The 26,603-nt window shown below is 59.6% G+C and carries 26 protein-coding genes; 18 read left to right on the forward strand and 8 right to left on the reverse strand.

Annotated features, from left to right (window positions below; all coding sequences use genetic code 11):
* Positions 1-388: 388 nt before the first annotated feature.
* Positions 389-1,780, forward strand: a complete 1,392-nt coding sequence (gene fumC, locus DTW90_RS19545; protein ID WP_149340336.1) for a class II fumarate hydratase — start codon at positions 389-391, stop codon at positions 1,778-1,780.
* A 21-nt stretch (positions 1,781-1,801) separates the two neighbouring features.
* Here fumC and DTW90_RS19550 read toward each other — a convergent pair whose 3' ends face one another.
* A complete protein-coding gene (locus DTW90_RS19550; RefSeq protein ID WP_149340338.1) occupies positions 1,802-2,056 on the reverse strand; it encodes a hypothetical protein in 255 nt (84 codons plus the stop codon).
* A 277-nt stretch (positions 2,057-2,333) separates the two neighbouring features.
* Here DTW90_RS19550 and DTW90_RS19555 point away from each other — a divergent pair, with 277 nt between their 5' ends.
* Complete coding sequence (locus tag DTW90_RS19555; protein ID WP_149340340.1) at positions 2,334-3,941, forward strand: fumarate hydratase; 1,608 nt, start codon at positions 2,334-2,336, stop codon at positions 3,939-3,941.
* Positions 3,942-4,155: 214 nt separating this feature from the next.
* Positions 4,156-5,223 (forward strand): GGDEF domain-containing protein, encoded by a 1,068-nt coding sequence (locus DTW90_RS19560; protein ID WP_132524118.1) that lies wholly within the window; start codon positions 4,156-4,158, stop codon positions 5,221-5,223.
* A 13-nt stretch (positions 5,224-5,236) separates the two neighbouring features.
* On the opposite strand, the gene DTW90_RS19565 is transcribed toward DTW90_RS19560, so the two are convergent.
* A complete protein-coding gene (locus tag DTW90_RS19565) occupies positions 5,237-6,433 on the reverse strand; it encodes a low temperature requirement protein A (RefSeq protein ID WP_149340342.1) in 1,197 nt (398 codons plus the stop codon).
* Positions 6,434-6,468: 35 nt separating this feature from the next.
* On the reverse strand, positions 6,469-6,843 hold the full coding sequence (locus DTW90_RS19570; protein WP_132524116.1) for a DUF971 domain-containing protein: 375 nt from the start codon (positions 6,841-6,843) through the stop codon (positions 6,469-6,471).
* Positions 6,844-7,032: 189 nt separating this feature from the next.
* On the opposite strand from DTW90_RS19570, the gene moaA reads away from it, so the two are divergent.
* Positions 7,033-8,082 (forward strand): GTP 3',8-cyclase MoaA, encoded by a 1,050-nt coding sequence (moaA, locus tag DTW90_RS19575; RefSeq protein ID WP_149340344.1) that lies wholly within the window; start codon positions 7,033-7,035, stop codon positions 8,080-8,082.
* Here the strand turns inward: moaA and DTW90_RS19580 are convergent.
* The 3 genes from DTW90_RS19580 to DTW90_RS19590 all read right to left on the reverse strand — a co-directional run bounded on the left by DTW90_RS19580 (position 8,069) and on the right by DTW90_RS19590 (position 11,729).
* Positions 8,069-8,533, reverse strand: coding sequence for a ParB/Srx family N-terminal domain-containing protein (locus DTW90_RS19580; RefSeq protein WP_149340346.1), 465 nt, complete (start codon positions 8,531-8,533; stop codon positions 8,069-8,071). The genes moaA and DTW90_RS19580 overlap by 14 nt on opposite strands.
* Positions 8,530-9,069 carry a GNAT family N-acetyltransferase gene (locus tag DTW90_RS19585; protein ID WP_149340347.1) on the reverse strand — a complete coding sequence of 180 codons (540 nt, stop codon included), beginning with the start codon at positions 9,067-9,069 and terminating at the stop codon, positions 8,530-8,532. Before DTW90_RS19585 ends, DTW90_RS19580 begins: the two co-directional genes overlap by 4 nt.
* 110 nt (positions 9,070-9,179) lie before the next feature.
* Positions 9,180-11,729, reverse strand: coding sequence for a methyl-accepting chemotaxis protein (locus tag DTW90_RS19590; protein ID WP_149340349.1), 2,550 nt, complete (start codon positions 11,727-11,729; stop codon positions 9,180-9,182).
* Between the two features lie 321 nt (positions 11,730-12,050).
* Between DTW90_RS19590 and DTW90_RS19595 the strand changes: the two genes are divergently transcribed.
* The 3 genes from DTW90_RS19595 to mobB are packed head-to-tail and all read left to right on the forward strand — an operon-like array spanning position 12,051 to position 14,152.
* Positions 12,051-12,962 (forward strand): DMT family transporter, encoded by a 912-nt coding sequence (locus tag DTW90_RS19595; RefSeq protein ID WP_149340351.1) that lies wholly within the window; start codon positions 12,051-12,053, stop codon positions 12,960-12,962.
* A 9-nt stretch (positions 12,963-12,971) separates the two neighbouring features.
* On the forward strand, positions 12,972-13,613 hold the full coding sequence (gene mobA, locus DTW90_RS19600; RefSeq protein WP_149340353.1) for a molybdenum cofactor guanylyltransferase MobA: 642 nt from the start codon (positions 12,972-12,974) through the stop codon (positions 13,611-13,613).
* A gap of 14 nt (positions 13,614-13,627) precedes the next feature.
* Positions 13,628-14,152: a molybdopterin-guanine dinucleotide biosynthesis protein B gene (gene mobB, locus DTW90_RS19605; RefSeq protein ID WP_188079993.1), complete on the forward strand. Its 525-nt coding sequence runs from the start codon at positions 13,628-13,630 to the stop codon at positions 14,150-14,152.
* A 213-nt stretch (positions 14,153-14,365) separates the two neighbouring features.
* Here the strand turns inward: mobB and DTW90_RS19610 are convergent, their stop codons facing one another.
* Entirely contained in the window at positions 14,366-16,762 is a 2,397-nt protein-coding gene (locus DTW90_RS19610; protein ID WP_149340357.1) for an OmpA family protein, read from the reverse strand.
* Between the two features lie 358 nt (positions 16,763-17,120).
* Between DTW90_RS19610 and DTW90_RS19615 the strand changes: the two genes are divergently transcribed.
* From DTW90_RS19615 to DTW90_RS19640, 6 genes are all read left to right on the forward strand, one after another.
* Complete coding sequence (locus tag DTW90_RS19615) at positions 17,121-17,897, forward strand: ABC transporter substrate-binding protein (RefSeq protein WP_132524108.1); 777 nt, start codon at positions 17,121-17,123, stop codon at positions 17,895-17,897.
* Positions 17,898-18,012: 115 nt separating this feature from the next.
* Positions 18,013-18,816, forward strand: coding sequence for an ABC transporter permease (locus DTW90_RS19620; protein ID WP_149340359.1), 804 nt, complete (start codon positions 18,013-18,015; stop codon positions 18,814-18,816).
* Positions 18,813-19,643 (forward strand): ABC transporter permease, encoded by an 831-nt coding sequence (locus tag DTW90_RS19625; protein WP_149340361.1) that lies wholly within the window; start codon positions 18,813-18,815, stop codon positions 19,641-19,643. Before DTW90_RS19620 ends, DTW90_RS19625 begins: the two co-directional genes overlap by 4 nt.
* 101 nt (positions 19,644-19,744) lie before the next feature.
* On the forward strand, positions 19,745-20,146 hold the full coding sequence (locus DTW90_RS19630; protein ID WP_149340363.1) for a MerR family transcriptional regulator: 402 nt from the start codon (positions 19,745-19,747) through the stop codon (positions 20,144-20,146).
* Positions 20,127-20,879 (forward strand): SDR family oxidoreductase, encoded by a 753-nt coding sequence (locus DTW90_RS19635; protein ID WP_149340365.1) that lies wholly within the window; start codon positions 20,127-20,129, stop codon positions 20,877-20,879. The genes DTW90_RS19630 and DTW90_RS19635 overlap by 20 nt, the downstream gene beginning before the upstream one ends.
* A gap of 187 nt (positions 20,880-21,066) precedes the next feature.
* Complete coding sequence (locus DTW90_RS19640) at positions 21,067-21,333, forward strand: usg protein (RefSeq protein ID WP_132524103.1); 267 nt, start codon at positions 21,067-21,069, stop codon at positions 21,331-21,333.
* A 12-nt stretch (positions 21,334-21,345) separates the two neighbouring features.
* On the opposite strand, the gene DTW90_RS19645 is transcribed toward DTW90_RS19640, so the two are convergent.
* Entirely contained in the window at positions 21,346-22,074 is a 729-nt protein-coding gene (locus DTW90_RS19645) for a DUF2270 domain-containing protein (RefSeq protein ID WP_132524102.1), read from the reverse strand.
* Between the two features lie 143 nt (positions 22,075-22,217).
* Here DTW90_RS19645 and DTW90_RS19650 point away from each other — a divergent pair, with 143 nt between their 5' ends.
* The 5 genes from DTW90_RS19650 to DTW90_RS19670 all read left to right on the forward strand — a co-directional run bounded on the left by DTW90_RS19650 (position 22,218) and on the right by DTW90_RS19670 (position 26,584).
* Complete coding sequence (locus DTW90_RS19650; protein ID WP_132524101.1) at positions 22,218-23,033, forward strand: class I SAM-dependent methyltransferase; 816 nt, start codon at positions 22,218-22,220, stop codon at positions 23,031-23,033.
* 118 nt (positions 23,034-23,151) lie between these two features.
* Positions 23,152-24,966 (forward strand): hypothetical protein, encoded by a 1,815-nt coding sequence (locus tag DTW90_RS19655; protein ID WP_149340367.1) that lies wholly within the window; start codon positions 23,152-23,154, stop codon positions 24,964-24,966.
* Between the two features lie 117 nt (positions 24,967-25,083).
* Positions 25,084-25,773 carry a glutathione S-transferase family protein gene (locus tag DTW90_RS19660; RefSeq protein WP_149340369.1) on the forward strand — a complete coding sequence of 230 codons (690 nt, stop codon included), beginning with the start codon at positions 25,084-25,086 and terminating at the stop codon, positions 25,771-25,773.
* Positions 25,770-26,102 carry a metalloregulator ArsR/SmtB family transcription factor gene (locus DTW90_RS19665; RefSeq protein ID WP_149340371.1) on the forward strand — a complete coding sequence of 111 codons (333 nt, stop codon included), beginning with the start codon at positions 25,770-25,772 and terminating at the stop codon, positions 26,100-26,102. The genes DTW90_RS19660 and DTW90_RS19665 overlap by 4 nt, the downstream gene beginning before the upstream one ends.
* The gene (locus DTW90_RS19670) at positions 26,099-26,584 is read left to right on the forward strand and encodes an SRPBCC family protein (RefSeq protein WP_245512771.1); all 486 of its coding nucleotides are present in this window, start codon (positions 26,099-26,101) and stop codon (positions 26,582-26,584) included. Before DTW90_RS19665 ends, DTW90_RS19670 begins: the two co-directional genes overlap by 4 nt.
* The last annotated feature ends 19 nt before the right edge of the window (positions 26,585-26,603 follow it).

Here is a 26,603-nt window from a genome sequence, read left to right on the forward strand (position 1 = left end):
AGTCTCAGTCCATTCTCAAATCAATTGAGCGATACTTGGGACATCGCTTAGTCGATAAAGATAAAACGGACGAGGCCTGCCGATCGTTCAACGCCTCAACTTCATGTGAATAAGTAGATGCGCGGTTCGCGATCAGTTCACACAAAATTATGAAATTATTAGTTAATTTTTTACCGACTTTTCCGCGGCTTTTTAAGGACGGAAATTCGCCAAAAAGGAATAACTTATCAAGCGTGGCCAAAAGAACACGCCCGGGCGACCTATAAATCATGATAAAATATCTCATGAAATATTTCTGCATGTTTTCACGGGTGACGATCGGGCCTATAAACGCCTAAACGACGACAACAGCGGATATGTTCCACTCGTTATTATGGAAGGTAAATCAGTGACTTCTACCCGCACGGAAACCGATACCTTTGGCCCGATCGAAGTGGCGAGCGATCGCTATTGGGGCGCACAGGCGCAGCGCTCCCTCGGCAACTTCAAGATAGGTGGGGAAAAGCAGCCGCTATCGATCGTGCGCGCGCTCGGCATCGTCAAGCTGGCGGCAGCCCGCGCCAATATGGCGCTCGGCCAGCTCGATCCAGCTCTCGGCAAAGTGATTGTGGCGGCGTCACAGGAAGTCATCGATGGCAAGCTTAACGATCATTTTCCGCTTGTCGTCTGGCAGACCGGCTCCGGCACGCAATCGAATATGAATGCTAACGAAGTCATCTCCAACCGCGCGATCGAGATGCTCGGCGGCGTCATGGGATCCAAGAAGCCCGTGCATCCAAACGACCACGTCAATATGAGCCAGTCGTCGAACGACACCTACCCGACGGCAATGCATATCGCCTGCGCCGAGCAGATCGTCCACCACCTTTTGCCGGGGCTGCGGCATCTGCATGCAGCGCTTGAAAAGAAAGTCTCCGAGTTCAGCCATATCATCAAGATCGGCCGCACCCACACCCAGGATGCTACGCCGCTGACGCTTGGCCAGGAATTCTCCGGCTATGCCGCCCAGGTCGCCTCGGCCATCAAGCGTATCGAACTGACCCTGCCAGGACTGAGCGAACTTGCACAAGGCGGTACGGCCGTGGGTACCGGCCTGAATGCCCCTGTCGGCTTTGCCGAAAAGGTCGCGGAGGAAATCGCGGCTATCACCGGCCTACCCTTCGTGACCGCCCCGAACAAGTTCGAGGCGCTTGCCGCCCACGACTCCATGGTCTTCAGCCACGGAGCTATAAACGCCGCGGCCGCAGCACTCTTCAAGATCGCCAACGACATCCGACTGCTTGGCTCCGGCCCCCGCTCCGGTCTCGGCGAACTGGCGCTGCCGGAAAATGAACCCGGCTCCTCGATCATGCCGGGCAAGGTCAACCCTACCCAATGCGAAGCCCTGACCCAGGTCTGCATCCATATCTTCGGCAACAATGCCGCGCTGACCTTTGCCGACAGCCAGGGTCATTTCGAACTCAACGTCTACAATCCGATGATGGCCTATAATTTCCTGCAGTCGGTGCAGCTGCTCGGCGATGCCGCCGTCTCCTTCACCGACAATTGCGTGGTCGGCATCGAGGCCCGCGAGGACAATATCAAGGCCGGGCTGGAGCGTTCGCTGATGCTGGTAACGGCACTCGCGCCGAAGATCGGCTATGACAATGCCGCGAAGATCGCAAAGACTGCGCACAAGAACGGCACGACGCTGAAGGAAGAAGCCTTGGCAAGCGGCCTCGTCAGCGCCGAGGACTATGACGCGATCGTCCGGCCGGAAACGATGATCGGACCGAAATGAACAGCCGGTTCAAACGCCGCGTCAATGCGCGGCGTTGACGGACGACTGCGCGGCCGGGGCTGCAACCTGCCCCGCCGCGACATGGACCGGCGCCAGATTGGCGGGCGTCAGGTCGGCGGGCGTCAGGACATCGGCGGGATTGACGCGCGCCAGGATGTCCTTGTGAAACGCGTTCTTGAAATAGCCCGTCTGCACGCCGGCGACGATGCCGGCCAGAAGCAGGAGAACGACGACCGTAAATGGCGAGATGTGATGATGGTGGCGAGACGAAACCATGTCTCGAAGTCCTCTGAGAATTGCAATGCCCGTGGAAACGTTTGGGCGAATATCGATATAATATCGGCGTCCTGATGTTTCGAGTTCGCTTTTAGCAACGAATCGTCGCGGATCCGTTGACGATCACGCCCAACGAAATCTTCACGCAATCCATCGCATTCTACCGATCGCCGCATTCCGGCGCGATGGGAGACATGCTGACGCAATTGCATTTCCCTTCTGTCGGATTTAGACCGTTTCCAAAGAATGATCCCTCCCTCCGCCTGAAAGGTTTTCCATGGCAGACGATCTCTTTCCGCTGGGCGATGACACCACGCCCTATCGCAAGATTTCGAGCGACTATGTCTCGGTCGATACATTCAAGGGGCAGGATATCCTGACCGTTGATCCCGAAGGCATTCGCCTGCTCGCCGAGACAGCCTTCGCCGACATCAACCATTTGCTGCGCCCCGGCCACCTGAAGCAATTGGCCTCCATTCTCGACGACCCGGAAGCCACCGATAACGACCGTTTCGTCGCTTACGACCTCCTGAAGAACGCAAATATCGCCGCCGGCGGCATTCTTCCCATGTGCCAGGACACCGGCACGGCGATCATCATGGGCAAGAAGGGCCGCCGCGTCTGGACCGAAGGCGGTGATACGGCTGCCCTCTCCAAGGGCGTGCTCGACGCCTATGAGAAGAAGAACCTGCGCTATTCCCAGCTCGCGCCGATCAAGATGTTCGAGGAGAAGAACACCAAGAACAACCTGCCGGCTCAGATCGATATCTACGAGGAAGGAACTGATAGTTATGACTTCCTCTTCGTCGCCAAGGGCGGCGGTTCGGCCAACAAGACCTTCCTCTATCAGGGCACGCCGTCGCTTCTGACCCATGACCGCATGCGGGATTTCCTCAAGGAAAAGATCCTGACGCTCGGTACGGCCGCCTGTCCTCCCTACCACCTCGCCATCGTCATCGGCGGCACCTCGGCCGAAATGAACCTGAAGACGGTCAAGCTCGCCTCGACGCGCTATCTCGACTGTCTTCCCACGGAAGGCTCCGAAAACGGGCACGCCTTCCGGGATATCGAAATGGAAAAGGAAATCCACAAGCTGACGCAGAGCCTCGGCGTCGGCGCCCAGTTCGGCGGCAAGTATTTCTGCCATGACGTTCGCGTTATCCGCCTGCCCCGCCACGGCGCCTCGCTGCCGATCGGCCTCGGCGTCTCCTGTTCCGCCGACCGCCAGGCCAAGGGCAAGATCACCCGCGACGGCATCTTCGTCGAACAGCTGGAAACCGATCCGTCGAAATACATGCCCGAAATCGACGAAGCCAAGCTTTCGGCCTCGACCGTCCGCATCGATCTTAACCGTCCGATGAGCGACGTTCTGGCGGAACTCTCGCAGCATCCCGTGAAGACCCGCCTGTCCCTGAACGGCACGATCATCGTCGCCCGCGACCTCGCCCACGCCAAGATCCGCGAGCGGCTGGAGAAGGGTGAAGGCATGCCGGACTACATGAAGAATCATCCGGTCTATTATGCCGGCCCCGCCAAGACGCCGACAGGCTATGCTTCCGGCTCTTTCGGCCCGACCACCGCCGGCCGCATGGACAGCTATGTCGACCAGTTCCAGTCTTTCGGCGGCTCGATGATCATGCTCGCCAAGGGCAACCGCTCCCGTGCCGTTCGCGAAGCCTGCAAGGCCCATGGCGGCTTCTATCTCGGCTCGATCGGCGGCCCGGCTGCGCGGCTGGCACAGGATTGCATCAGAAAGGTCGAAGTCCTGGAATATCCGGAGCTTGGAATGGAAGCCGTCTGGAAAATCGAGGTCGAAGACTTCCCTGCCTTCATCGTGATCAATGACAAGGGCAACGACTTTTTCCAGGAGCTCAATCTGGGCTAATTTTTAACGATTTTGGTTTCAAAGGGGCGCCAAAGGGCGCCTCTTTAGTAAAGGCAGACTAAATTATTCAATTATTTCATTCGTATATTTCGCAACCGGCCGACGTAACGAGAATTCGTGTGTAATCTTTAGTAATTCGCGCCTTAATCTTTTCCAAAGAATTTTAAGCTAACAAAAAATAGTGCTTTCGAAAATCTGAATCAGGAGTTCGCCGATGAGTACGGTGATTGTGCCCAAGGCACAAGTTCCCGACGTGGCAGGACAGATTACCTTTGCCATGCGATCCATGGGCGTAGCCCCTATTCCGCGTAACTACGAACTCTTCTACGAAGCGTATATCGGCTCCAACCCTAATCTCACGCGCGACCTTGCGGCGCTTGGCAACAATGCCACGCAGGAAGAACTGGACGAACTCGGCGCGAAGTATTTTTCGCACAATACGAGCCAGGTCTATGACGATGCGCACACCAAAATGGTCAGCGAACTGGACGGCGTGCTGAGTGCCTTGAAGCAGGAGCAGAGTTCGCTCGAGACCTACAGCAAGCTCCTCGATGAAACCGTACGACGGATCAACTCGAAGAACAGTACGAATGTCGATCTGCTTCGCAATGTCATTAACATCCTGACCGAAGCGACCGGCGACACGATCTCGCACGGCGAGAAGACCGTCACGAACGTCGCACAGCGGTCGCAGGAGATGGATCAGGTCCGCAAGGAACTGGACGAATACAAGCGTATCGCAAACACGGACTCGCTGACGCGGCTTTCCAATCGCCGCGCCTTCGACGATCGCCTCGCGGCAATCTACAACAATCCACTATCGCTGCCGGTCACGGCGCTGGTGCTTGCCGACATCGACAACTTCAAGAAGATCAACGATACCTACGGGCATCCTGTCGGCGACAAGATCCTTGCAACAGTTGCATCCGTCATTCGCGCCAGCGTCCGTCGCGACGTCTTCGTCGCCCGCACCGGCGGCGAAGAATTCGCGATCATCATCGAGGGCAATACCGCAGAAGAGGTCATCTCGACCTGCGAACGCATTCGGCGCACGCTGGAAGCAACGCCGTTCAAGAACTCCCGCACGCGGATCAACTACGGCCCGATCACCATTTCGCTTGGCGTGTGCATGGCGTCGTGGGCGGCCGATCCCGGCGAACTCTATACCAAGTCGGATATTGCGCTCTATTGCGCCAAGAATGCAGGCCGGAACACCGTCTTCGCCTATGAAGACGGCATGCAAAAGGACCTGACGAAAAGCTGGCTGATCTATAAGTCCTAAGCCACCATCCTCATCAGTGATGGCTAGAAGGTCGCACCGGGTGTGCGACCTTCGTCAATGAGGCATATTCCCATACCGCGACTGCCACCAGCACAAGGGTTGCCAACATGCAGAGTTGGCAGACCTCGACGGCTGGAGCGACGACCAGAAGCAATAAAAGCGCGACCAGCCCCGCCATATGCGACAGGGGCAAACGCCCGGTCGTCGATCCCTTGAACCAGAGATTTCCCAGCAGGAACAAGGCAGGTCCGCCAACGATCGCTGCTGATGTCGACATATGCGCCGTCTCTTCGGCATGCAGGAACGCGAACTTGTTGCCGACAACGTTGACGATGATGCCGGCGAGTATCGGAATGTGAGCGTAAGTGAAGGCCTGCCGTCCCAGCCTGCCCGGCGTATCGTCATGCTCGATGCGATGCGCGGCATGTTCATGGCCAAATTGAAAGTAGATCCACCATAGCGCGACAGTGCCGATGAAAACGGTGATGAAGACCACAACGACCAACGGCGTCAGCGGCAACTCCGCAAAAGTCTCACCTGCCTCAAGAACGGCCTCTCCGAGGCAGATGATGACGAACAGCGCGCATCGCTCGGCCAGATGTGCACCCGACACGTTCCAGTCCGCAGCTGTGGAATATCCAAGTCCCGGCACTCGAAAGCCGGCCGCAGGACCGATGTACTCGATCAGCAACGCGAAAAGCCAGAAGCAGAACCGCATTTCGCCTTCCGCGAATCCGCCGGCAATCCAGAAGAGGCCCGAGAAGGCGACCCAGCTTGCAATGCGCTGAAAATTGCGCCGGTTCGGCGCATCGTCCTTCATCGCGTAGATCGTAAACAGCGAGCGCCCGACCTGCATGAACACGTAGGCGCAGGCAAAGAGAAGGCCCTTCTCCGCGAAGGCCTCGGGTATGGAAGCGGAAAGCACCAGCCCCGCCAGCATCAGAACGAAAAGCATGACGCGAACCGGCATCCGATCCGGATCGAGCCAGTTCGTGACCCACGCCGTGAAGATCCAGACCCACCAGACCGCAAAGATCAGCAGCGTCGTCTCAATCACGCCGGATGGCGAAAAATGCTCTGTCAGTCCATGGGAAAGCTGTGAAACCGAGAAGACAAAAACAAGGTCGAAAAACAGCTCGACGAAGGAAACCCTGCTCTCGTTCTTGCTGCCCTTGACGCGCAGCCAGCTGCGTCCCTTGCCTTCGCTCATCAATATCCCCTTGCCCGGATAATCGTATGGTCCGCTTAACGCGGCTTCTCCGTTACGTCACGGCTCATGCCTTTTTCTTCCAGCTCCTTTTCGTAAGCCGAGAAAAGCTCTTCGCCTTTTTCGCCGAGCTCGCGCAGATACGTCCAGGTGAAGATGCCGGTATCATGCATGTCGTCAAAACCGATGCGGACGGCATAGTTGCCGGTCGGCGTCATGGCGATGATGGCCACGTTGCGTTTGCCGGGAACGGTGACCTTCTGACCCGGACCATGGCCCTGGACTTCCGCCGAAGGCGAAAGCACGCGCAAAAGCTCGGCGGAGAGCTTGAACCTGGCTCCGTCGTTAAAAGTCACGGTTAAGTGATGGCGGTCCTTCGAGACACGCAATTCGGTCGGCCAAACGTCGCTCATGGATATTCACCCCCTGCCATTCTCAGTTAGGGATAGGCCGCATGTCCTTGACAGGCAAGCCTCTTTCGATCGCGATCACTACCAGTGCAGCATATCGACGAGCAGCCATGCGGCTTCGACATACACTTGAGTGTTTCCCTTGACCCCACAATCGCCTAAACACACATTAGTACCATTGCGGAGGTTCTGGTGAACAGCTTTGTAGGTCCGATAGACAACGCCCTGCCCGTTATGGCGGATGCGGGCCCGATGACCGATCCATTCGGCCGGGCGGTGACCTATCTCCGTGTCTCGGTGACCGATCGCTGCGACTTCCGCTGCACCTATTGCATGTCGGAACACATGACCTTCCTGCCGAAGAAGGACCTGCTGACGCTGGAAGAGCTGAACCGGCTCTGTTCCGCCTTTATCGCCAAGGGCGTCCGTAAGATCAGGCTGACCGGCGGTGAGCCCCTCGTACGCAAGAACATCATGTTTCTCGTCCGCGAACTCGGCAAGCATCTGCAGACTGGTCGCCTGGACGAACTGACACTCACGACCAACGGCTCGCAACTCGCGCGCCACGCCGAAGAGCTTTATGACTGCGGCGTCCGGCGCATCAATGTCTCGCTAGATACGCTCGATCCCGACAAGTTCCGGACGATCACCCGCTGGGGCGATTTCGACCGGGTGATGGAGGGCATCGAGGCAGCCCGCAGGGCCGGACTGAAGATCAAGCTCAACGCGGTTGCACTCAAGGACTTCAACGAATCCGAAATACCCGATCTCCTGCGCTTCGCACACGACCGCGGCATGGACCTCACCGTCATCGAGACCATGCCGATGGGCGAGATCGACGAGGATCGTACCGACCAGTATCTTCCGCTCTCGAAGCTTCGCGCCGACCTAGAACAGCAGTTCACGCTTGCCGACATCCCTTACCAAACCGGCGGCCCGGCGCGTTACGTCGAGGTCAAGGAAACGGGCGGTCGGCTGGGATTCATCACGCCGCTCACCCATAATTTTTGCGAAAGCTGCAATCGCGTGCGGCTGACCTGCACCGGCACGCTCTATATGTGCCTTGGCCAGAACGACGCCGCCGATCTGCGCACGGCATTGCGCGCATCCCCCGACGATGCCCTGCTCTATTCCGCCATCGATGAAGCCATCACCCGCAAGCCCAAGGGCCACGACTTCATCATCGACCGCACCCACAACAGACCAGCCGTCGCCCGCCACATGAGCGTCACCGGCGGGTGATATCGATGTTCAGCGAAGCGGCGGCTTGCCGCTGATCCACGCTGCTGTTGCACCACAGAACGATGAAGCAGGACGTCCAACCCTTGCGGATAATAGCTGCGCACCTGTGATTGCCATCGCGGATCATCAACCGGCCTTCGCACCATTCGACAATAAGAGGCGGCAAGCTCTCCAGGTTTTCGAGAGCCTCGGCAAGTTGATCTACACGCCTTTGCCAGATGTCGGCGGGCACGTGGTAGGCCATGCCATCCTCGGGACCGCAGCATCGTTCCAACCGTTCGATCGGCACTGAGCTAGGTCCAAGCCAAAATCTCCTGTGCAGGAGCAGACCGTCACGCAGTCCAGGATTGGCCCAATAGCCGCTGGATAGATAGCGGAATACCCAACCCTCAAGATCGCCGCGTCCCGTGCACTCGGCACATGTCCGGAGATTGAAAACCTCCTCCGTCATCGCTCCTTACCAATCAGCGGCGACAGATCATCCCAGACGATGACGAGGTTATTCGATCGCCAGTTGGGGCCGGGATCAATGTATTGCCCTGCGACGCGTCCGCCCAGGGCCTCATAGAAGGCCAAGGCGTCGCCATTGCCCTCGACGACGCCGAGAGCGGCGCCCGAATAGCCGCACCGCTGCAAATGGGCGACCAGCTCCGAAAGCAGCCGCCGGCCGACGCCCTGCCTTTTGCGCTCCGGATCGATATAGAGGAACCTGATCTCGCCACGCCCGCCGAAGATTTCCTCCGACGGCGCACCGGCTGCACCGAAACCAACCAGCGCGCTATTCCGCTCCGCCACGATAACAAGCTGGTCCGCGCTCGGTGCAGACAGCTTTTCCCGCCATTTCCGCAGCCGAAATGCTTCATCGACGATGGCCTGCACCTCCAGCGGGGCAAGCGCGCCGTAGGCCCGCTGCCATGCAACGACATGCAAGGCGGCAATCGCCGTCGCATCATCTAGTGTCGCCTCGCGAATGACAACGTCGTTCAAAGGTATTTCCCGCCTCTATTCCGTTGGCGTGAAGCTGCACATCGACATCAACAAAAAGCAAGGCCGGGCTTTCACCCGGCCTTGTCAAAATATGTCTTATGCGAACTGCCTCAAGCCGCGCGATAATTATATCCCTGTTGCTGATAGCCATCGAGATCAGCCATGTCGCCGGTGCGGAAGCGTTCGATCTTGTCGGACAGCATGTCGACACGCTGGCGCAGCCCGTGGATCTCGGCATTGTTCTCCTCGACCATGGCGGCGTTCTTCTGGGTGATCAGCTCGACTTCGTTGACGGCATGGGTGACTTCGGCGATGCCGGTCGACTGCTCCGCCGTAGCCGACGAGATGTCCGAAACCAGCTTCTGGACGCCGGTCACATGATGGATGATCTCTGCAAGAGCCGCACCAGTCTCCTCGACCAGGAGGACGCCGTTCTGCACCTGTGCCGAACTCGCGGAAATAAGCCCCTTGATCTCCTTGGCGGCATTGGCGCAACGCTGCGCCAGTTCGCGGACTTCCTGTGCGACGACAGCAAAGCCACGGCCGGCCTCACCGGCACGGGCGGCCTCGACACCGGCATTGAGCGCGAGCAGGTTCGTCTGGAAGGCGATCTCGTCGATGACGCCGATGATCGTCACGATCTTTTCGGAGGAGCGATTGATCTCGCTCATTGCGCCGACGGCCTTGGCGACAACCTCGCCGGACTGCGTTGCATAGGCCTGCGTCTGGTTGACGGAGACAGCCGTCTGCTTGGCACGGTCGGCAGTCTCGCGAACGACGCTGGTCAGATGCCGGAGCGCACGCGAGCTTTCTTCAAGAGCTGCAGCCTGCTGTTCAGTGCGGCGCGCCAGATCGTCGGCTGAGCTTGCCAGATTTCCGGTGCCGCCCTTGATCTCTTCCGCCGTCGAGCGGACGTCTGAAAGCGTTTCGCGCAGGGCTTCGACCGCGTGATTGTAGGTAAAGGCCATCTCGACGAAATCCGCCGACAGGTCCTCGCGCATGCTCTCCTCCAGATTACCATCGGCAAGTTTGCTGAGGACTTCGGAAAGCGCAGTCAGAGCCTGCTTCTGCTCTGCTTCGATGCGTGCACGTTCCGTTGCGCGTCGCGCGTTTTCTTCGGCAGAGAGCGCTCGGGCCGCTTCCGCCTCCCGCTCCAGTCGGACGTTTTCGCGCGCGGCATCCCGGAAGACCGTGACCGAACGAACCATATCGCCGATTTCGTCGCCGCGATTGCGGCCGTCGATATCGACCTCCAGGTCGCCATTGGCAAGCCGCGTCATGATGCCGGTGACGCGCTTCAGCGGTCCGCGGAGCGTTTCGACAAGCATCAGGCCACCGACGATCGCAAGCAACGTGCCGAGGATCATCGCAAAGACCGAAACCTGTGCGGATTGCTCGCTGTCTTCCTTGCCGATTTCCTGAGCCTGGCTGACGAAGGTCCGCAGGGACGACATCGCATCGGCCAGAATGCCGACGGACTCGATGCGCGTCTTCTTCCAGTCCGCCGCTGCCTGCAACATGTCGGCCGAGCTTTTCGAGAGGCTGTCGACTTGGGGAGCAGCATGCGGCGCGAAATCCCGCATCGTGCTGTTCGTCTGACCGAGCTTGGAAATGGTGGCCCCGGCATCCGTCAGGTCCTTCAGATCCGCCAGCACCAGGTCTCGCGACGCGCTGTCGCGTACGGCGACCATGCGGGTGACATGCAGCTGCAGCCGATCGATGATGAGCTGCGCGGAACTGACCTGGCCCAGAAGTTCCTTCTGACCATTGATGATCTTGTCGAGGCTGACGAAACGCTCGGCGGCCGTATCGCTGTTCTTCGCCGCCTGCAGCGTCATGTCGCCTTCGATCTTGACGAAACTCTGCAGGATCGGACCGATGGCCTCGACCTTCTGGTCGGCCGTCGCATTGCTCTTCAGGATCGTATCGAACTTGCCGACCGCATCTGCGACCTGAGCGACCAACGGTGCGCCGCGCTTGGAAACCAGCGCCTGGGATACGGAAAGCTGCTTGATGATAGCGTCGAGATAGGTGCGCGCATCGGAAATCTCTTCATCCGAATCCGTCGCCATCTGCAACTGCACGCGCATGTTGCCCATCTTGTCGACGAGAGCCTTGTAGGCAGCGGAATCGTAGAGCAGTTCCTTGGCGAAGGTTTCCTTGTCACTGAAATCCTTCTCGATGATGTTCGTCTGCTTGACCGCAGCCTGGCCGTTTGCCTGGATATTCTCCAACGCCTTCTCGACGGCATCGGCGCCGGCGTCCTGCTTCTGCTTCAGCGTCCAGAGTGTCGCCGCCTGGCTGCGCATCTGGCCGGCAAGTGCGCTGACCGCCGCGATCTTCGCGCGCTGGTCGTCGGTGGCAAGCAGGCCGTTCAGCCTTTGAACACCCGCATCCTGCGCGTCGATCTTCTCCGAAAGCGCCTTGCGCGTGTCATCCGAAGGCGCTGCCGTGAACTCCTGAAGCGCTGCCTGCAGATTCTCGAAATCACTGATGTTCTCGATCGTCGCCCGGGTGACGGTCATGTGGCCGTTAAGGACATTGGCGGTGTGGTAGCCTAGAAGGCCGACACCGGCGATCAGCACGACCAAAGGGACGACGAAGATAAGGACCTTGGTGACGATCCGTCGGCTCTGCAAAAGACGATCAATGAAAAACATGTGGCGCCCCGGTAACTGGTCTATTGCTGACCGGGGCTACGGGATTGCATCCCCGCTGCGCTGCGATCGGTGTTTTCGCCTCATGCAAAACTGACCCAACCCTCTGAAAAGAAGATTGAATAAGAATTAATCGCATACCTGAAACCTTGCATTGCAGGCCCTCTGACACTGTTTGCGACTTCGATGCGACTGATTGCGCCTTGAGGCTCGGAAATTCGCTGCAACGCACAAACGATTTTCCTCGATTGCGGCTGCAACCGCGATTCCATTTCGTCGCAATCCGGCGTAGATGGGGTTCAAGGGTCTAGGGAATCTCTCATCATGCAGCAGAGCAAGAACACGCAGGGCGCCATCTATATGGCATCTGCCATGGCGGCCTTTTCCTGCAGCGATGCGCTCTCGAAATCGGTGATTTCAGTCATGAACGCCGGCGAGATCATGTTCCTTCGCGGCCTGTTCACGACGATACTGGTCTATCTGCTTGCTCGGCGCATGGGCGCGTTGCGTTCCTGGCGCACCGTGCTGCAGCCCATGATCCTCCTGCGCGTCATCTGCGAAGCCCTCGCCGCGGTCACCTACATCACCGCTCTCGGCATGATGCCGATCGCCAATGCCTCGGCCATCCTACAGGCGATACCGCTTGCCGTGACCTTCGGCGCTGCGATCTTCCTGAAGGAGCCGGTCGGCTGGCGGCGGTGGTCGGCGATTGTCGTTGGCTTCATAGGCGTGCTGATCATCATCCGCCCGGGGCCGGAAGGCTTTACGCCGGCGGCTCTTCTCGTGGTCGCCAGCATGTTCATAACCGCCGCGCGCGATCTTGCGACCCGCTGCGTCAGCAAAGATGTGCCCTCGCTGACGGTGACAGTATGCACCGCCGTCTCGATCACCATCTTCGGCCTTCTGCTGATCATTCCATGTGGCGGCTGGCGGCCGATCACGGTGACGCCGCTGACCCACATCATGCTTGCTGCCGTGATGGTGCTGATCGGCTACCAGACAGCCATCCTCGCCATGCGGACGGGCGAGATTTCGGTTGTCGCCCCCTTGCGTTATCTGAGCCTGATCTTCTCTGCCCTGCTCGGCCTTGTCTTCTTCGGCGAAACACCGGATATCTGGACGGGGGTCGGTTCGACAGTCGTGATCGCCTCCGGCCTCTATACGTTCTACCGCGAAAGCAAGAGGCAGCTTGCACAGAAGGTCGCGCAGGAATCCGAGCCGCGCGTTCCTGCCTAAGAGGATCGCATGCCCCGGTTCAAACTCGATGCTACCTCCATCCCTGTCATTATACTGGCGGGTGGGCTATCCACCCGCATGGGCAGGAACAAGGCCCTCGTGGAAATCGGCGGCGTGACGATGCTCACTCGGATCGCTCATCGGATTGCCGAGCAGACGACCGCAGTCTCGCTCAATGCGGACCCGGAATGGCCTAAGACCAACGACCTGCGCCTCGTCCCCGATACGATCGAAGGCAAGGCCGGCCCTCTGGCCGGCATACTTGCCGCCATGCGCGACGCTGCCGCCACCCACCCGACGGCGACCCATGTGGCAACCGTGCCCATTGACTGTCCCTTCTTCCCGAGGGACCTGCTGGCGCGTCTGGCCGAGGTTCTTGGAGGACCCGACGAGATGGCAATACCCGCCTCCGGCGGCCAGGACCATCCGGTATTCGGCTTATGGCCGGTATCGGCAGCCAACGATCTCGAAGCCTGGCTGACCCATACCGACCAGCACCGGCGAGTACGCGACTTCCTGCGGCCGTATACCGTTACCGAAGTCAATTTTCCCTTGATCGAGACATCGGCCGGCCCGTTTGATCCATTCTTCAATGTGAATAGGCCGGAGGATATAATCGCGGCCGAAAAATGGCTCGGGGTGATCGGCTGATGACGACGACCCGCATTTTCGGCCCCCGGATTTTTGGCATTGCCGGCTGGAAGAATTCGGGCAAGACCGGCCTGATGGTCCGGCTGGTCACGGAGTTCACGCGCCGCGGATATCGCATCTCGACGATAAAGCACGCTCACCATGATTTCGACATCGACAAGCCAGGCGCCGACAGCTACCGCCACCGCGAAGCCGGCGCCCATGAAGTGACCATCGTTTCAGGCACGCGCTACGCCATCATGCACGAGTTGCGCGGCGCGCCGGAGCCGGCCTTCGACGAGATCGTGTCGCGGCTTGCCCCTTGCGACCTCATCCTGATCGAAGGCTACAAGAGCGAGCCCATTCCCAAGATCGAGGCTCGCCGCCTGGAAGCCATGAAGCATGAGCCCCTGGCACCCACTGATCCGCATATCGTTGCGATCGCAGCGGATCATCCCGTGGAGAATAGCGCCCTGCCCGTTTTCGACCTGGACGATACGACTGCAATCGTCGACTTCATCGCGGCGACCGTCGGGCTTGGAGAGCCGTTGAGGCCCTGAGGCGATTGCCACATCAGCCGCAAGGCGCATCTGTACATCCGCACCGCAGAAGAGTCTTCTGCGCCCAAGGAATTGGTCACGCTGAATCCCTGTGACAAGCACAGGGATGAGGGAATTTGGAGCGGCTGTTATAGCCCATGAACACCAATGCTGGACATTACAAAGCCGCCGGTTGCCCGGCGGCTTCTTTCATCAATCCTATCAGCTCAACAACTACCGTTGCGCCACCGGACGCACCAGCGCGGTCACGCGCCGGATGGTGACGCGGCGGTTTTCCTGTTCCGGTCCCGACGTGTTGACCTTGAGGTACTGCTCACCATAGCCCTGGGTCGCCAGGTTCTCTGGCGGAATGCCGTAGACATCGGTGAGCACGTTGGCGACCGATTCAGCGCGCTGGTCCGAAAGGATGAGGTTGCTCTGGTCGGAGCCTACCGCATCCGTATGGCCCTCGATCAGGAAGGATTCCGTCGGATCCTTCTTGACGATCTGGTTGATCGCATCGGCGATGCCGCGGAGCGTCTTGGCCTGCGCCATCGGAATATCGGCGCTGCCGGTCGCGAAGGTGATCGTATCAAGGTCGATACGGCGCACCTTATCGCGAATACGGGCCGAATAGCGCACCTCGTTCAGGGAATAGACCCGTTCCACCTGTTCGACCGGCGGCTCGCGCAGGAAGTCGTAATAGTCCTGATCCTGATCGCTGCTCGTATCGATGATGTACTGGTTGACCGGGATGCGCAGCCGCATGGGCGGCAAATCCTCGCCGGGGTCACGGAAGTAGCTGTCATTGTCCGGCTGATCCTCCAGCTCCGGCGAATAGAACAGAACATATTCCCGGCCCCGCGCATCGATGCGCGAACGCTGGATAATATCGCCATAACGGTTCCTCACCGTCACCACCCGATCGCCGTCCGGACGGTCGATCGTCTCGCGGTAGCGGTCACGCGACAGCTGTTCGTATGTCGGACGCTCTCCATCACGTATGAAGCGCTGCGTATCGTCGTGGCGGACGAAGACATTGTTGTCGACATTGAGGATCACGCGATTGTCCTGGCTATCCTCGACCTGGGCACCATCCGGCCGGGCGAAATCCGGACGACCGTTCATCCGCTGTCCGCGCTCGCTGGTCACAGCCTCGATCCGCACGGGCTGACGTTGCTGGCCGCCATTGGCGCGCTGGGCGTCGGCATCCGAGGTAGGAGCCCTGACATTCGCAGGTGCTGCCTGCTGTACTGCGGCCTGGCCCTGCCCCTGAACGGCCGGCGCCTGTCCGGCCTGTCCCTGACCCTGAGCTTGGCCTCGACCCTGGCCGAACTGACCGCGCTGTCCATGGCCGCCGCGACGTGCCGCATCCTTGTCGCTGTCGAGAACGGCGGCACCATTCTGCACCGGCAGGATGACAGGACCGGTTGCCTGAGCCGGATTTTCGGCGATCTTCTTGCGGCGTTCCAGCTCCTGTGGGGAAACCGGCGCGCTCTGCGGTACAGTCCCCTCGGCCTGCTGGCCACCCTGCGCCTGCGGTGCTGCTCCATTTGCGGGAGCTGCCGGCTGCTGGGCCTGGGCGGCGGGCTTGGCGGTGCCGTTGGCCGGAGCGGCAGCTTCACCTGCGGGCTGCTGCGCAGTGGGCTGGGCCGGCTTGCCGGTACCGTTTGCAGGAGCCGCGGCCTCGCCGGCGGGTTGCTGAGCGGGCTTTGCCTCAGGCTGTGCCTGCTTGATCACGGGCTTTGCTTCCGGCTGCTGACCTTCGGCCTGCGTCTTCGGCACGGCCGGCTTGGCTTCGCCGGTCGCGGCCGGCTGCTGTGCCTGGGCTGCAGGTTGCTTGGCAGGCTCGTTGCTACCCTCGGCCTTCGCGGCCGGCGCCTTGGCCGGCGCTTCCTGTTGCGCTGGCTTCAGCGGTTCCGCCGGCTGAGCCCCCGGCTCTGCCTGTTCGGTTTGCTGCTTCTGGTGCTTCTTATGCTGCTGCTGGCCCTGCTGAGCTTGAGCCGGCTGCTGCGGCTCGGTCGGCTGCGCCTGGGCAGGCTGCTGCTCCTGCTGGACTGCAGGCTGCGTTGCCTTCCTGGCGGGAGCCTCGGGCTGCGGTGCGGCCTGTGGCTGCTGCTCGGCATTCTGCTTGTGCTTCTTGAGCTCCGGCTGCGCTTCCTGCTGGGCGGGCGCTGCCGGAGCGGGCTGGGCCTCGGGCTGCTGGGCCTGCTGCTTGTGCTTGGGCGCCTCGGGCTGTGCCTCCGGCTGGGCGGCCTGCGCCGGCTTCGGCTTTTCTTCCTGCTGCTGCGGCTTCATCGCCTCGGCAGGCTTCGGTTCGGCGGCGGGCTTTTGCTGCGCTGCGGGCTTCTGCTCTTCCGCAGGAGCATGCTTCTGACCTTCCTGCGGCTGGCCGCCTTCCTGCCCCTGCTCGCCGTGCTTCTTGCGCTTACGGGGATCCTGATCGTCCTGCGGCTGCGCGTCAGGCTGCTGCTGTGCAACCTCGAAACTTGCTCCGGCGACATCGGCAGACTTCGCGACAACCCCGGACTGCACTCCGGCTGGTGTCGCGGCATGGACGGGTTGGAGCATGAGGGATAGCGACAACAGGGGAAAGGCAGCGCTGGCGAACAATCTGGATCGTGTACCCATTTGGGGTTTCCTCTTTGTGTTCTAGTTCGTCAAATTCACGGACTCGCGCCCGCCGATGCTCTTATTCGAGCCGTTTCAGGCCGATTTTGGAGCACAGGAAGACGAAAACCGGGCAGAAGCGGATTCGTTCCGAAAATTTAGAGAGGTGAAATTAACCCTGGCTGAACAGCCCGGACGGGTTAGGTTCAGCAAGGGCTAATCCCTATAGAAGAGTGCGCTGCACCATGGCCTCGTAATTCCAGTTGCATTTTTCTCCAAAAAAGTAAGATTACTGCGCAAGCGGACCCACGAGCCGCTACGCATCGGCCGTCGCGGACCAATAAGAAAACTCCGCCGGTCACCAACAGAGAGGATCCTCATGCGTATTTCCACCCGTTTCTTCGCTGCAGCATCGCTTGCCGCGATGTCGCTTTTCGCTGGCGCGGCCCTGGCCGACGACGCCATCGTCATCGGTACGGACGCAACCTACCCGCCCTTCGAATCGCTTGACGCCGCCGGCAAGTTCCAGGGCTTCGACATCGATATCGCCAACGCTCTCTGCGACCAGATGAAGGTCAAGTGCACCTTCGTGAACCAGGATTTCGACGGCATCATCCCGGCTCTCCAGGCCAAGAAGTTCGACGCCATCGTTTCGTCCATGTCGATCACGCCGGAACGCGCCAAGAGCGTCGATTTCACCGACAAGTATTACAACACGCCGCCGGCAATCGCCGTACCGAAGGACTCCACGCTGACCGCAGCCACAGACGACGCGCTGAAGGGCAAGACGATCGGCGCGCAGTCTTCGACGACGCATGCCAACTACGCCAGCGCCCACCTCAAGGATGCGGATCTGAAGCTCTATCCGTCGGCTGACGAATACAAGCTCGACCTCTCCAACGGACGTATCGACGCCGTCATCGACGACGTCGTCGTTCTCTCGGAATGGGTCAATTCCGACGCCGGCAGCTGCTGCAAGATGCTCGGCACCCTGCCGATCGACAAGGACATCAACGGCGTCGGCGCCGGCATTGCCGTTCGCCAGGGCGATCCGCTGAAGGACAAGTTCAACGCTGCGATCAAGGCGATCCGCGCTGACGGCACCTACAAGAAGATTCAGGACAAGTATTTCAACTTCGACGTCTACGGCGATTGATCCGCGGTTGATTTCCTGAAAGAGAGCGTGGCGGAAGACTTGCTCTTCCGCCATTTTTATTTGAGAACATTGAGTACAAGATCAAAACGGCAAAAGCCGTAAGGGGAAATATGGCATGAGCGGATTGTTTTCCGCCCTCGGCTCGCTATGGGCCTGGTTGAATACCGTTTTCGATCCTTTGTGCGGACCTGTCGGCCTTTTCACCCTGTTCGGCCAGTCGACGGTTATTGCCTGCGGCGATACCGGCTGGGGCGACGAGATCGCGCTCGGCTTGAAGGTTACGATCATCGTCGCCATCGCCACGCTGCCGCTCGGCCTGCTGATCGGCTTCTTCGTCGCGCTCGGGCAGCAGTCCGAAGAGAAATCCGTCCGCCTGGCCGCCGGCATCTACACCACGATTTTCCGCGGCCTGCCCGAACTGCTGACCCTCTTCATCGTCTATTACGGCCTGCAGATCCTGATACAGGCCTTCCTCGCCTGGATGGGTTTCAACGAGCGCATCGAGATCAACGCCTTTGTCGCCGGCATGATGGCGCTGTCGGTCGTCTTTTCCGCCTATTGCGCCGAAGTGCTGCTGTCGGCCTTCCGCGCCATTCCGAAGGGCCAGTATGAGGCGGGCGACTCCCTCGGCTTCCACCGCGGCAAGACCATGACGCTGATCATCCTGCCGCAGTTGATCCGCATCGCCCTGCCCGGCCTTGGAAACCTCTGGATGAACCTATTGAAGGACACGTCCTACGTCTCGATCATCGGCCTTGCCGATATCCTGCGCCAGACCGGCATCGCCGTTCGCGCCACCAAGGACGCCTTCTTCTTCTACGCTATCGCCTGCGCCCTCTATCTCGTGCTCGCCATCATCTCGTCATTCGCGCTCGGCCTTGTCGACAAATGGGCCGGACGTGCGGAGGTGAAGCGATGAGCCACGCCGAATTCCTCATTCCCGCGCAGCCCGCGCCGCCGCAGCCGGCCAAGGCCGTCAGTGTCTCGCGGATCGTCGGTTATCTCGTCGTCGCGCTCTGGATCGTGCTCGGCCTGTCGCTGATCCTGCTGATGATCACCAACTGGGATACCGACAAGTTCGTCCGCTATGGGCCGCGCTATATCCACGGCCTCTGGATCACGCTCACGCTGGTCGCCTTTTCCTTCGTCTTCGGCGCGATCCTGTCGATCCCGCTTGCCTTTGCGCGCATGTCGGCCAACCGCGTTCTGAGCGGCGTGGCCTATTGTTACGTCTACCTCTTCCGCGGCACGCCGCTGCTCGCGCAGCTTTTCCTCGTCTATTACGGCTTGGGCGGCTTCCGGCCGCAGCTTGAATCCGTCGGTCTCTGGTGGCTTTTCCGCGACGCCTGGTATTGCGGCCTGCTTTCCATGTCGCTCAATACGGCCGCCTATCAGACGGAAATCCTGCGCGGCGCGATCGAGAGCGTGCCGAGAGGTCAGCATGAGGCGGCGGCATCGCTCGGCATCCACAAGCTGGTGTCCTTCTGGAAAATCGTCCTGCCGCAAGCACTGATCGTCGCGCTACGCCCCTACGGCAACGAGATCATTCTCCTGATCAAGAGCTCGGCCGTCGTCGCCATCATCACCGTCTACGATCTCATGGGCGAAACGCGCTATGCCTTCTCCCGCACCTACGATTACCAAACCTACCTCTGGGCGGCGATCTTCTATCTCGCGATCGTCGAAGCGCTGCGTCACCTCTGGGCGGCGATAGAGGCACGCCTGACGCGACATTTGAAACGCTGACACTCCATCGCATTCGCAAGCTATTCTTTCGATCAGTTGAAGAAAGCGCTTGACCCTCCCACTAATGTCAGGGCTGCAAAGGCTCTCGGCAGGAGATGGACATGCGAATTGGCGAACTGGCAAAAGAGGCTGGCGTAAGCGTGCGTGTGCTGCGGCACTACGAGGCGCAGGGACTGATTTCCTCGCGGCGGCAAGCGAACGGCTACCGGGATTATGGAGCATCGGCGATCGAAACCGTCGGCCATGTCCGGGCGCTGCTCGACTGCGGTTTCGGCACGCGCCAGATCCAGGCTTTCCTGCCGTGCTTCGGCCAGGACAGCTTCGATCCGGAAAGCTGCACGGCAGGCTTCGAGCAGCACGTTGCGAAGCTTCGGGAGATCGACGAACTGATCACCGTCATGCAACAGCGCCGGCAGAAACTGATCGAGCGTCTGGATCGCTTTCGCCCGTCTCCACAAACCGAGACTGAAAGGAAAGACATTCATGAGTTCGTTGAAGGATAAAGTCGTCATCGTCACGGGTGGAAGCTCCGGGATAGGCCGCGCCACAGCTATCGCCCTTGTGGCACAGGGCGCCTCCGTGCTGATCACAGGACGACGGGAAGCTCCACTCCAGGAAGTACGCGCCGCCTACCCCTCAATTGCGACCATTGTCGCCGACGTGTCGTTGCCCGATGACGCAAACCGCACCGTGACCGCCGCCATCGGACAGTTCGGCAGGCTGGATGTGTTGGTCAACAACGCCGGCGCCGGCGCGATCATGCCGCTCGCAGAGGCGACGGCCGACCGCATCTCCGAGATATTCGCGGTCAATGTCGTCGGCCCCAGCCTGCTCGCATCAGCGGCCCTGCCGCATCTGCGCCAGACGAAGGGGGCGATCATCAATATTTCCAGCACATTCGGTCACAAGGCAGGCGCCGGCCTGTCGCACTATGCCGCAAGCAAGGCAGCACTGGAGCACCTGACCCGCTGCTGGGCGCTGGAGCTTGCACCTGACGGCATCCGTGTGAATGCCGTTGCCGCCGGACCGACGGAGTCAGGCGCGCTGACCGGCATGATGGGCCTTTCCGAAGAGCAGGCCAAGGCCGTCATGCAGGCCGAACGCGAGCGGATTCCGCTCGGGCGGCGCGGCGTTCCCGACGACGTCGCGCGCTGGATATCGGTCTTTGCGGATCCCGCCAGCGAATGGGTGACGGGCCAGGTCATCGCGATCGACGGCGGACTTGCTGTCAGCTAGCGGCGAACACTTTGGAGTGCTGTCACATGCTTGGCAGCACTCCAAAGGCTACGCTGCTAACTGCATGATTTCACTTTAGAAATACTCCTACAGGCCAATTGTAAGGAGTGCCTAATTCATGGCATGCTTGCATTTGCCAGCGACCGAAGAGTCGCGAAAAAAGTGGGAACTTGAAAGTGAGACATGCATGCACAAAGACATGGAAAAGCAGCTGAAAGGTTATGGACTAACCACCGCGCAAATCTTCTACCGCCTGCCCGATCATCCGACGATTCTCCAGACCTATGTCTGGCAAGACTATGATCTGGCACCTGACTTCCCGGAGATGCGCGGCTTCCTCAAATTCTGGCAGGACACGCTGGACGGCCCCTTGCATTCGGTACGCTACGTCCATCGCAAATTGATCTCTGCGACGGAATGGCGGGCACTGAAGGGCGAGTTCATCCTGCACTAGGATAGAGCCGGGTCAGACATGCACCTCCCCATAGGCGAGCTCGCCTTCGTCGGGCTCGCGATGCAGCGAACCGTACAGGATCGCAGCATAAAAGAGCGTCACGGCGAGGAGGACCAGCCAGCCGGGGACCGGCCCGAGAGTGGCATTGTCGGCAAAGTGCGCCCAGGATTGCACCTGAATTGCCGGCGTACCGTCCGCCTGCAGCTTCGGTGTCGAAATCTTCAAGGCCCAGGCTAGGAGAAGGATGAAATACATCCAGCAATAATTTCGCCGCAGGCGTCGCTGCAGCGCCTCGCGATAGCTGATGAGGAACCGCGGCACGCGCAGGCTCGCGGCGATTGCCGACGCCCAATCCGGATGGAGTTCGGCCTCCGGCGACAGGACTTGCGCGAAGTAATAGCGCTCCATCTGCCGTATCCGGGCGCGATAGACATCGAAGAAACGGTAGCGCCGAGCCTCGATCAGCAAGAGCAAGGTCACCAGCAGCATCGCAAAGATCACGACGCCATGATGGGAGCTTGGCGTGGAAAGCGAAACGGATAGTAGAGCCGCACAGACCGTAATCGCCCAGTTCGTCGTCCGGTCGATACGGTCGCGCCAGCCTGTCATCCGCGCCAGCTCGCCGCGATAATAGTGCGTCATCGTATTGGTGATCTCAGCGGGACTGGAGGGCAGTGTCGGACGTCGGAAACTACCCGGATTGCCGGCTGGAAGTGTTGACTCATTGACGTCGGAAACCATGACCAATCCTCCCATCTTTTATCGATTGAAACGGCATAATCACTCGTCCGTTCCCTGGGACGCAGCTTGCTCCTTCTGCTTGACCATTGCAAAAACTCTCCATGCGCCGTAGAGCCTTCGCAAAACGCGAAAGGCGGGAAATCATGACGAAGAAGATCGACGAAGACGCACTCGCGGAAGCCTATGGTCGCGCGCTCGCGCTGGAAAAGGCCGGCGACATCGACGCGGCCGTCAAGGCCTATGAGCAGGTACTGGAGATCGACCCCGACGACCACGGCGGCGCGGCTGTGCGTATTGCCTCGATGGGACGGGGCGAAACGCCGGTCAAGGCGCCGGACGCCTATGTCGAGACCCTGTTCGACCAGCATGCCGAAGTCTTCGAGGACGTTCTCGTCGAACAGCTCGGCTATCATGTGCCGATGCTGGTGCGCCAGCGCCTGCAGGACCTGAAGCTCGGCCCCTTCAAGCGCATGCTCGACCTCGGCTGCGGCACCGGCCTGACCGGCGGAACCCTGCGCGACATGGTCGAAGACATCACGGGCATCGACATCTCGGAAAACATGGTCGAAGTCGCGCACGAGAAGGATCTTTACGAAACGCTGTTCGTCGCCGAGGTCGAGGATTTTCTCGACGATAATGACGAAGAGGCGTTCGATCTCATCACTGCCACCGACGTCCTGCCCTATCTCGGCGCCCTGGAGCCGCTATTCTTCGGCGTGGCCGAAAACATGACGCCTGGCGGCATCTTCGTCTTCTCCTCCGAGACCTTGCCGGATGAAACGCTCGGCGATCGCGCCTACATGGTCGGCCCGCATCAGCGCTTTGCGCACGCCGAAAGCTACATCCGCCAGCGCCTGACCGACACCGGCTTCGAGCTGATCGAAATCACCGATATCAACGTCCGGATGGAAGAAGGCCAGCCGACACCAGGGCATCTGGTCGTGGCGCGGCTGCGGTGAGAAAGAAATAATTTCGGCAAAAACCCTCACCGGTTGAAATTTCAATCAGTGAGAGCATTCGATTTATTGCAGCAACCGTACAAGCTATTAGGCTTCCCATAATTTTGGGGGGCACTTCATGGACACTTCGTCATGGTATGGCTTGTTCTCAAGCCTTTTCGACACGCCGGTCTTGATCTCGAACTATCTTGCCGGCGTGAACTGGTATGCATTCAGCATCGCGGTCATAGTCCCGGTCCTGATGCTTATCTCGCGTCAGGAAATCCGCCTTCGCCGGCTTCGGTCCATATTGGATTTCCTGACCTCATTCCGACTGACCGGCGTCAATGAAACAACGTTATCGACGGCGCCGCGTGTCACAAAGAATACGAGCGATAACGGCAATGCCGACGGACCGGAAAACCCTTCATTTGAATATGTGAAATCAAAATACATCTCGGACCTTACGGTCAAGCAGGGCAGCGACGACGAAAGACGGCTGAACGCCGCCAGGAATGACCGCGAGCGCATAAATATCTACATCGAAATCGCCAGCAAACCATTCCGCAATATCAATATCCGGCTGCAGCTCGCGGCTCTTGGCTTCGTATTGATCTCCTATTACGGGTTCAGCGCATTTTTCGCTGCTTTCGGATATGGCGGCACTGCTGTCAGCTGCTCACCGGCCGATGGCTGCGGATTGCCGATCTCGGAGGCAATCGGCGCCTTTACCTTTGCGGGCGCCTATATTGCCGCATTGAGGATGTTACTGCGAAATCTTGCGGTATTCGATTTGAGCGCCTTCGCGTTCATTCGCCAATGCTCCGAAATAATCGCCAGTGTTGTCATCGTCGTGCTGCTCTTCAATGCCCTGCCGACCCTGAAGCTCAGCGAGACACTTTCGCAGGTTGGAGAGATGGTGGCGCCATCGAAACAGAGTACACCGCAGAACTCTCCGACTGGAGAAAACAAAAATGACAGCGCGGGGTCCAAGGGAACCGACGCTGCCGCCGATAAATCAACGCCTCCATCCACTGCAGCGAATAGCGGCGATCGTGACGATGAGGCAGCCGACAAGGGAGCGCCGGTCTCTCACATACCTTGGGTATGGCTGCTTCTAGCCCCGGCAATGGGCCTGCTCCCACGAAGTGCAACCAAATTCACGTTGACGAAGGTCCAGAGCCTTATCGATTGGGCAAAGACCACGGATGACCGCTTCGTTTCCATTACGCGAGTAACATCGCTCGACAGCATCGACGGCGTTGATTTTGAGACCCGCTTCAGGCTGGAGGAATGCGGTATCTACGATATGCAGAATCTCGCCACCTACAATCCGATCATGCTCTTCGTCGAGACGCCTTACGGCATCTATCAATGTATCGACTGGGTCGCTCAGGCGCAGCTCTGCCATATCGTGGGAATGGAGAAGTTCATGATGTTCCGGGAACTGAACATCCGGACGATCTTCGACCTCGAACGTGCGATCGACAGCATCGATTCACCTGATGCCTACGACGCGATATGCGCTGCAATTCTGCTTGCGCCCACCGATCGCCTTCGGAGAGCCAGCAAAATCGCGGGCTTCAAGTTCGCCGTTATCGAGAACAATGTGGCGCAGCTGGACGATGTCGAGACGTACTTCAATTGGCTGCATAGCCAGATCGCCACCGACGCCCTCACAACAGCGGCCGTCGAACATCTGATGAACTGGATCAGCGACGATCTCCACGTGCGCCGTCTTCGTCGCCTGTGGAATGAGATCGCGGAAAGCCTCGGCTCTACCTCGGAATATCTCAAGGACTCCAAGCGCAATCCGGAAAATGCGGCAAGGCTGGCGCAAATCCAGGCACTGCGGAACCCTCCGGCTCCGCAAGCGCCAGTGCCAGCACCCGTGCCCGTACCTGCACCGGCGCCCGAGCTCGCGCCTGCTCCTGCCCTAGCGGAAGGATCGTAGTACTTAGTCGGCGCAAGGATAGTTACCCAATCAGCAAACTATTTCTTGCGCCTTTCGCCCGCCAATGATAGTTATCCATTCGGTAAAGTTTCATCGCAAACACCGAAGGATCCGGTCATGACGCTCGTCCTATACCATCATCCGCTCGCCTCCTTCTGCCACAAGGTCCTGATCGCGCTCTATGAGAGCGGCACTCCGTTCGAGCACCGCATCGTCGATCTCGGCAACGAGGTGTCGCGGAACGAGCTCATTCGGTTCTGGGCACTCGGCAAGATTCCGCTGCTCAGGGACGAGGCGCGGGACAAGACCGTCCCTGAAACCAGCATCATCATCGAATATATCGACCGGCATTACCCCGGTCCCCAGCGCCTGTTGCCCGAGGAGATCGATCAGGCCTTGCAGGTACGCCTATGGGACCGCTTCTTCGATCTCTATGTGCAGCTGCCGATGCAGAAGATCGTAGCGGATCATATGCGCCCCGAAGGCAGCAAGGATCCGGCCGGTGTTACCGACTCCGAAAGGAACCTTCAGGCCGTCTACGATATGATCGAAGCGCAGCTTACCGGCCCGTGGATTACAGGCGACGCCTTCACGATGGCCGATTGCTCCGCAGCGCCGGCATTGTTCTATGCCGTCACGCTGGTCGCCTTCGGCACGGAGCGTCCCAAGTTGAATGCCTATTACGAGCGGCTTCTGGCCCGCCCCTCCTTCGCAAGGGTGCTGCAGGAGGCAATCCCCTATTTCAAGTTCTACCCCTTCCACGACAGGCTCGCCCCGGAATTTCGGAGCGGTAGTCCTGCCGCATGACATCAGCGCCAGTTGAACTCGACCGGATGTTTCATGCGCTGTCGGATCGCAGCCGCCGCGGCATGATCGAGCGTCTTGGCAGCGGCCCCGCTTCGGTCACGGAACTGGCAGCGCCGTTTTCCATGGCATTGCCGACGATCCTGAAACATCTTGGCGTTCTGGAAGACAGCGGCCTGGTCTTCTCACAGAAGTCCGGCCGCGTCCGCACCTATAGTCTGCGCAAGGAGGCGCTCGGCGATGTCGAGCGCTGGATTTCCGAGCGCAAGGCGAGCTGGAACAACACGTTCGACAGGCTGGATCAATTCCTGGCCGAAGAGGAAGACAGATGAGCACCGCCATGTCCCAATCCACCGAGCATGCAACGCTCAACATCGAACGTCACCTGAAGGCATCGGTCGCCCGCGCCTTCCGCGCCTGGTCGAATGCCGACGCAAAGCGCAAATGGTTCGCCTGCCACGACAACTGGATCTCGATCGATTACACCCTCGACTTCCGGCAGGGCGGCCTGGAGCGCAACCATGTGGCCGATTCCGACGGGCTGCTGCATGCCTATGAAGCCCGCTACATCGACATCGTGCCGGATGCCCGCATCATCTATGCCTATGACATGAAGCTCGGCGAAAAGCGCATCTCCGTTTCCCTCGCCACCATCACCTTCGAGGCGGAGCCCGGCGGAACGCGGATGCTGTTTACCGAGCAGCTCGTCTTCCTCGACGGCTACTCCGATGACGGCCTACGGCTGCAGGGCACGGAGATGCTGCTGGACCACTACGAGCTATATCTGGAGCGCGAAGAAAGCGGGACGCACTGAGCACCAAGCACTGAGTCCC

Source organism: Neorhizobium sp. P12A (assembly GCF_008365395.1).
Taxonomy (GTDB): Bacteria; Pseudomonadota; Alphaproteobacteria; order Rhizobiales; family Rhizobiaceae; genus Rhizobium.

Excerpts from the sequence above, each read along its gene's own strand:
- DTW90_RS19550 (WP_149340338.1), bottom strand. The coding sequence starts at position 2,056 with ATGGTTTCGTCTCGCCACCATCATCACATCTCGCCATTTACGGTCGTC.
- DTW90_RS19555 (WP_149340340.1), top strand. The coding sequence starts at position 2,334 with ATGGCAGACGATCTCTTTCCGCTGGGCGATGACACCACGCCCTATCGC.
- DTW90_RS19560 (WP_132524118.1), top strand. The coding sequence starts at position 4,156 with ATGAGTACGGTGATTGTGCCCAAGGCACAAGTTCCCGACGTGGCAGGA.
- DTW90_RS19565 (WP_149340342.1), bottom strand. The coding sequence starts at position 6,433 with ATGAGCGAAGGCAAGGGACGCAGCTGGCTGCGCGTCAAGGGCAGCAAG.
- DTW90_RS19570 (WP_132524116.1), bottom strand. The coding sequence starts at position 6,843 with ATGAGCGACGTTTGGCCGACCGAATTGCGTGTCTCGAAGGACCGCCAT.
- DTW90_RS19580 (WP_149340346.1), bottom strand. The coding sequence starts at position 8,533 with ATGACGGAGGAGGTTTTCAATCTCCGGACATGTGCCGAGTGCACGGGA.
- DTW90_RS19590 (WP_149340349.1), bottom strand. The coding sequence starts at position 11,729 with ATGTTTTTCATTGATCGTCTTTTGCAGAGCCGACGGATCGTCACCAAG.
- DTW90_RS19595 (WP_149340351.1), top strand. The coding sequence starts at position 12,051 with ATGCAGCAGAGCAAGAACACGCAGGGCGCCATCTATATGGCATCTGCC.
- mobA (WP_149340353.1), top strand. The coding sequence starts at position 12,972 with ATGCCCCGGTTCAAACTCGATGCTACCTCCATCCCTGTCATTATACTG.
- DTW90_RS19610 (WP_149340357.1), bottom strand. The coding sequence starts at position 16,762 with ATGGGTACACGATCCAGATTGTTCGCCAGCGCTGCCTTTCCCCTGTTG.
- DTW90_RS19615 (WP_132524108.1), top strand. The coding sequence starts at position 17,121 with ATGCGTATTTCCACCCGTTTCTTCGCTGCAGCATCGCTTGCCGCGATG.
- DTW90_RS19620 (WP_149340359.1), top strand. The coding sequence starts at position 18,013 with ATGAGCGGATTGTTTTCCGCCCTCGGCTCGCTATGGGCCTGGTTGAAT.
- DTW90_RS19625 (WP_149340361.1), top strand. The coding sequence starts at position 18,813 with ATGAGCCACGCCGAATTCCTCATTCCCGCGCAGCCCGCGCCGCCGCAG.
- DTW90_RS19630 (WP_149340363.1), top strand. The coding sequence starts at position 19,745 with ATGCGAATTGGCGAACTGGCAAAAGAGGCTGGCGTAAGCGTGCGTGTG.
- DTW90_RS19635 (WP_149340365.1), top strand. The coding sequence starts at position 20,127 with ATGAGTTCGTTGAAGGATAAAGTCGTCATCGTCACGGGTGGAAGCTCC.
- DTW90_RS19640 (WP_132524103.1), top strand. The coding sequence starts at position 21,067 with ATGCACAAAGACATGGAAAAGCAGCTGAAAGGTTATGGACTAACCACC.
- DTW90_RS19645 (WP_132524102.1), bottom strand. The coding sequence starts at position 22,074 with ATGGTTTCCGACGTCAATGAGTCAACACTTCCAGCCGGCAATCCGGGT.
- DTW90_RS19650 (WP_132524101.1), top strand. The coding sequence starts at position 22,218 with ATGACGAAGAAGATCGACGAAGACGCACTCGCGGAAGCCTATGGTCGC.
- DTW90_RS19655 (WP_149340367.1), top strand. The coding sequence starts at position 23,152 with ATGGACACTTCGTCATGGTATGGCTTGTTCTCAAGCCTTTTCGACACG.
- DTW90_RS19660 (WP_149340369.1), top strand. The coding sequence starts at position 25,084 with ATGACGCTCGTCCTATACCATCATCCGCTCGCCTCCTTCTGCCACAAG.
- DTW90_RS19665 (WP_149340371.1), top strand. The coding sequence starts at position 25,770 with ATGACATCAGCGCCAGTTGAACTCGACCGGATGTTTCATGCGCTGTCG.
- DTW90_RS19670 (WP_245512771.1), top strand. The coding sequence starts at position 26,099 with ATGAGCACCGCCATGTCCCAATCCACCGAGCATGCAACGCTCAACATC.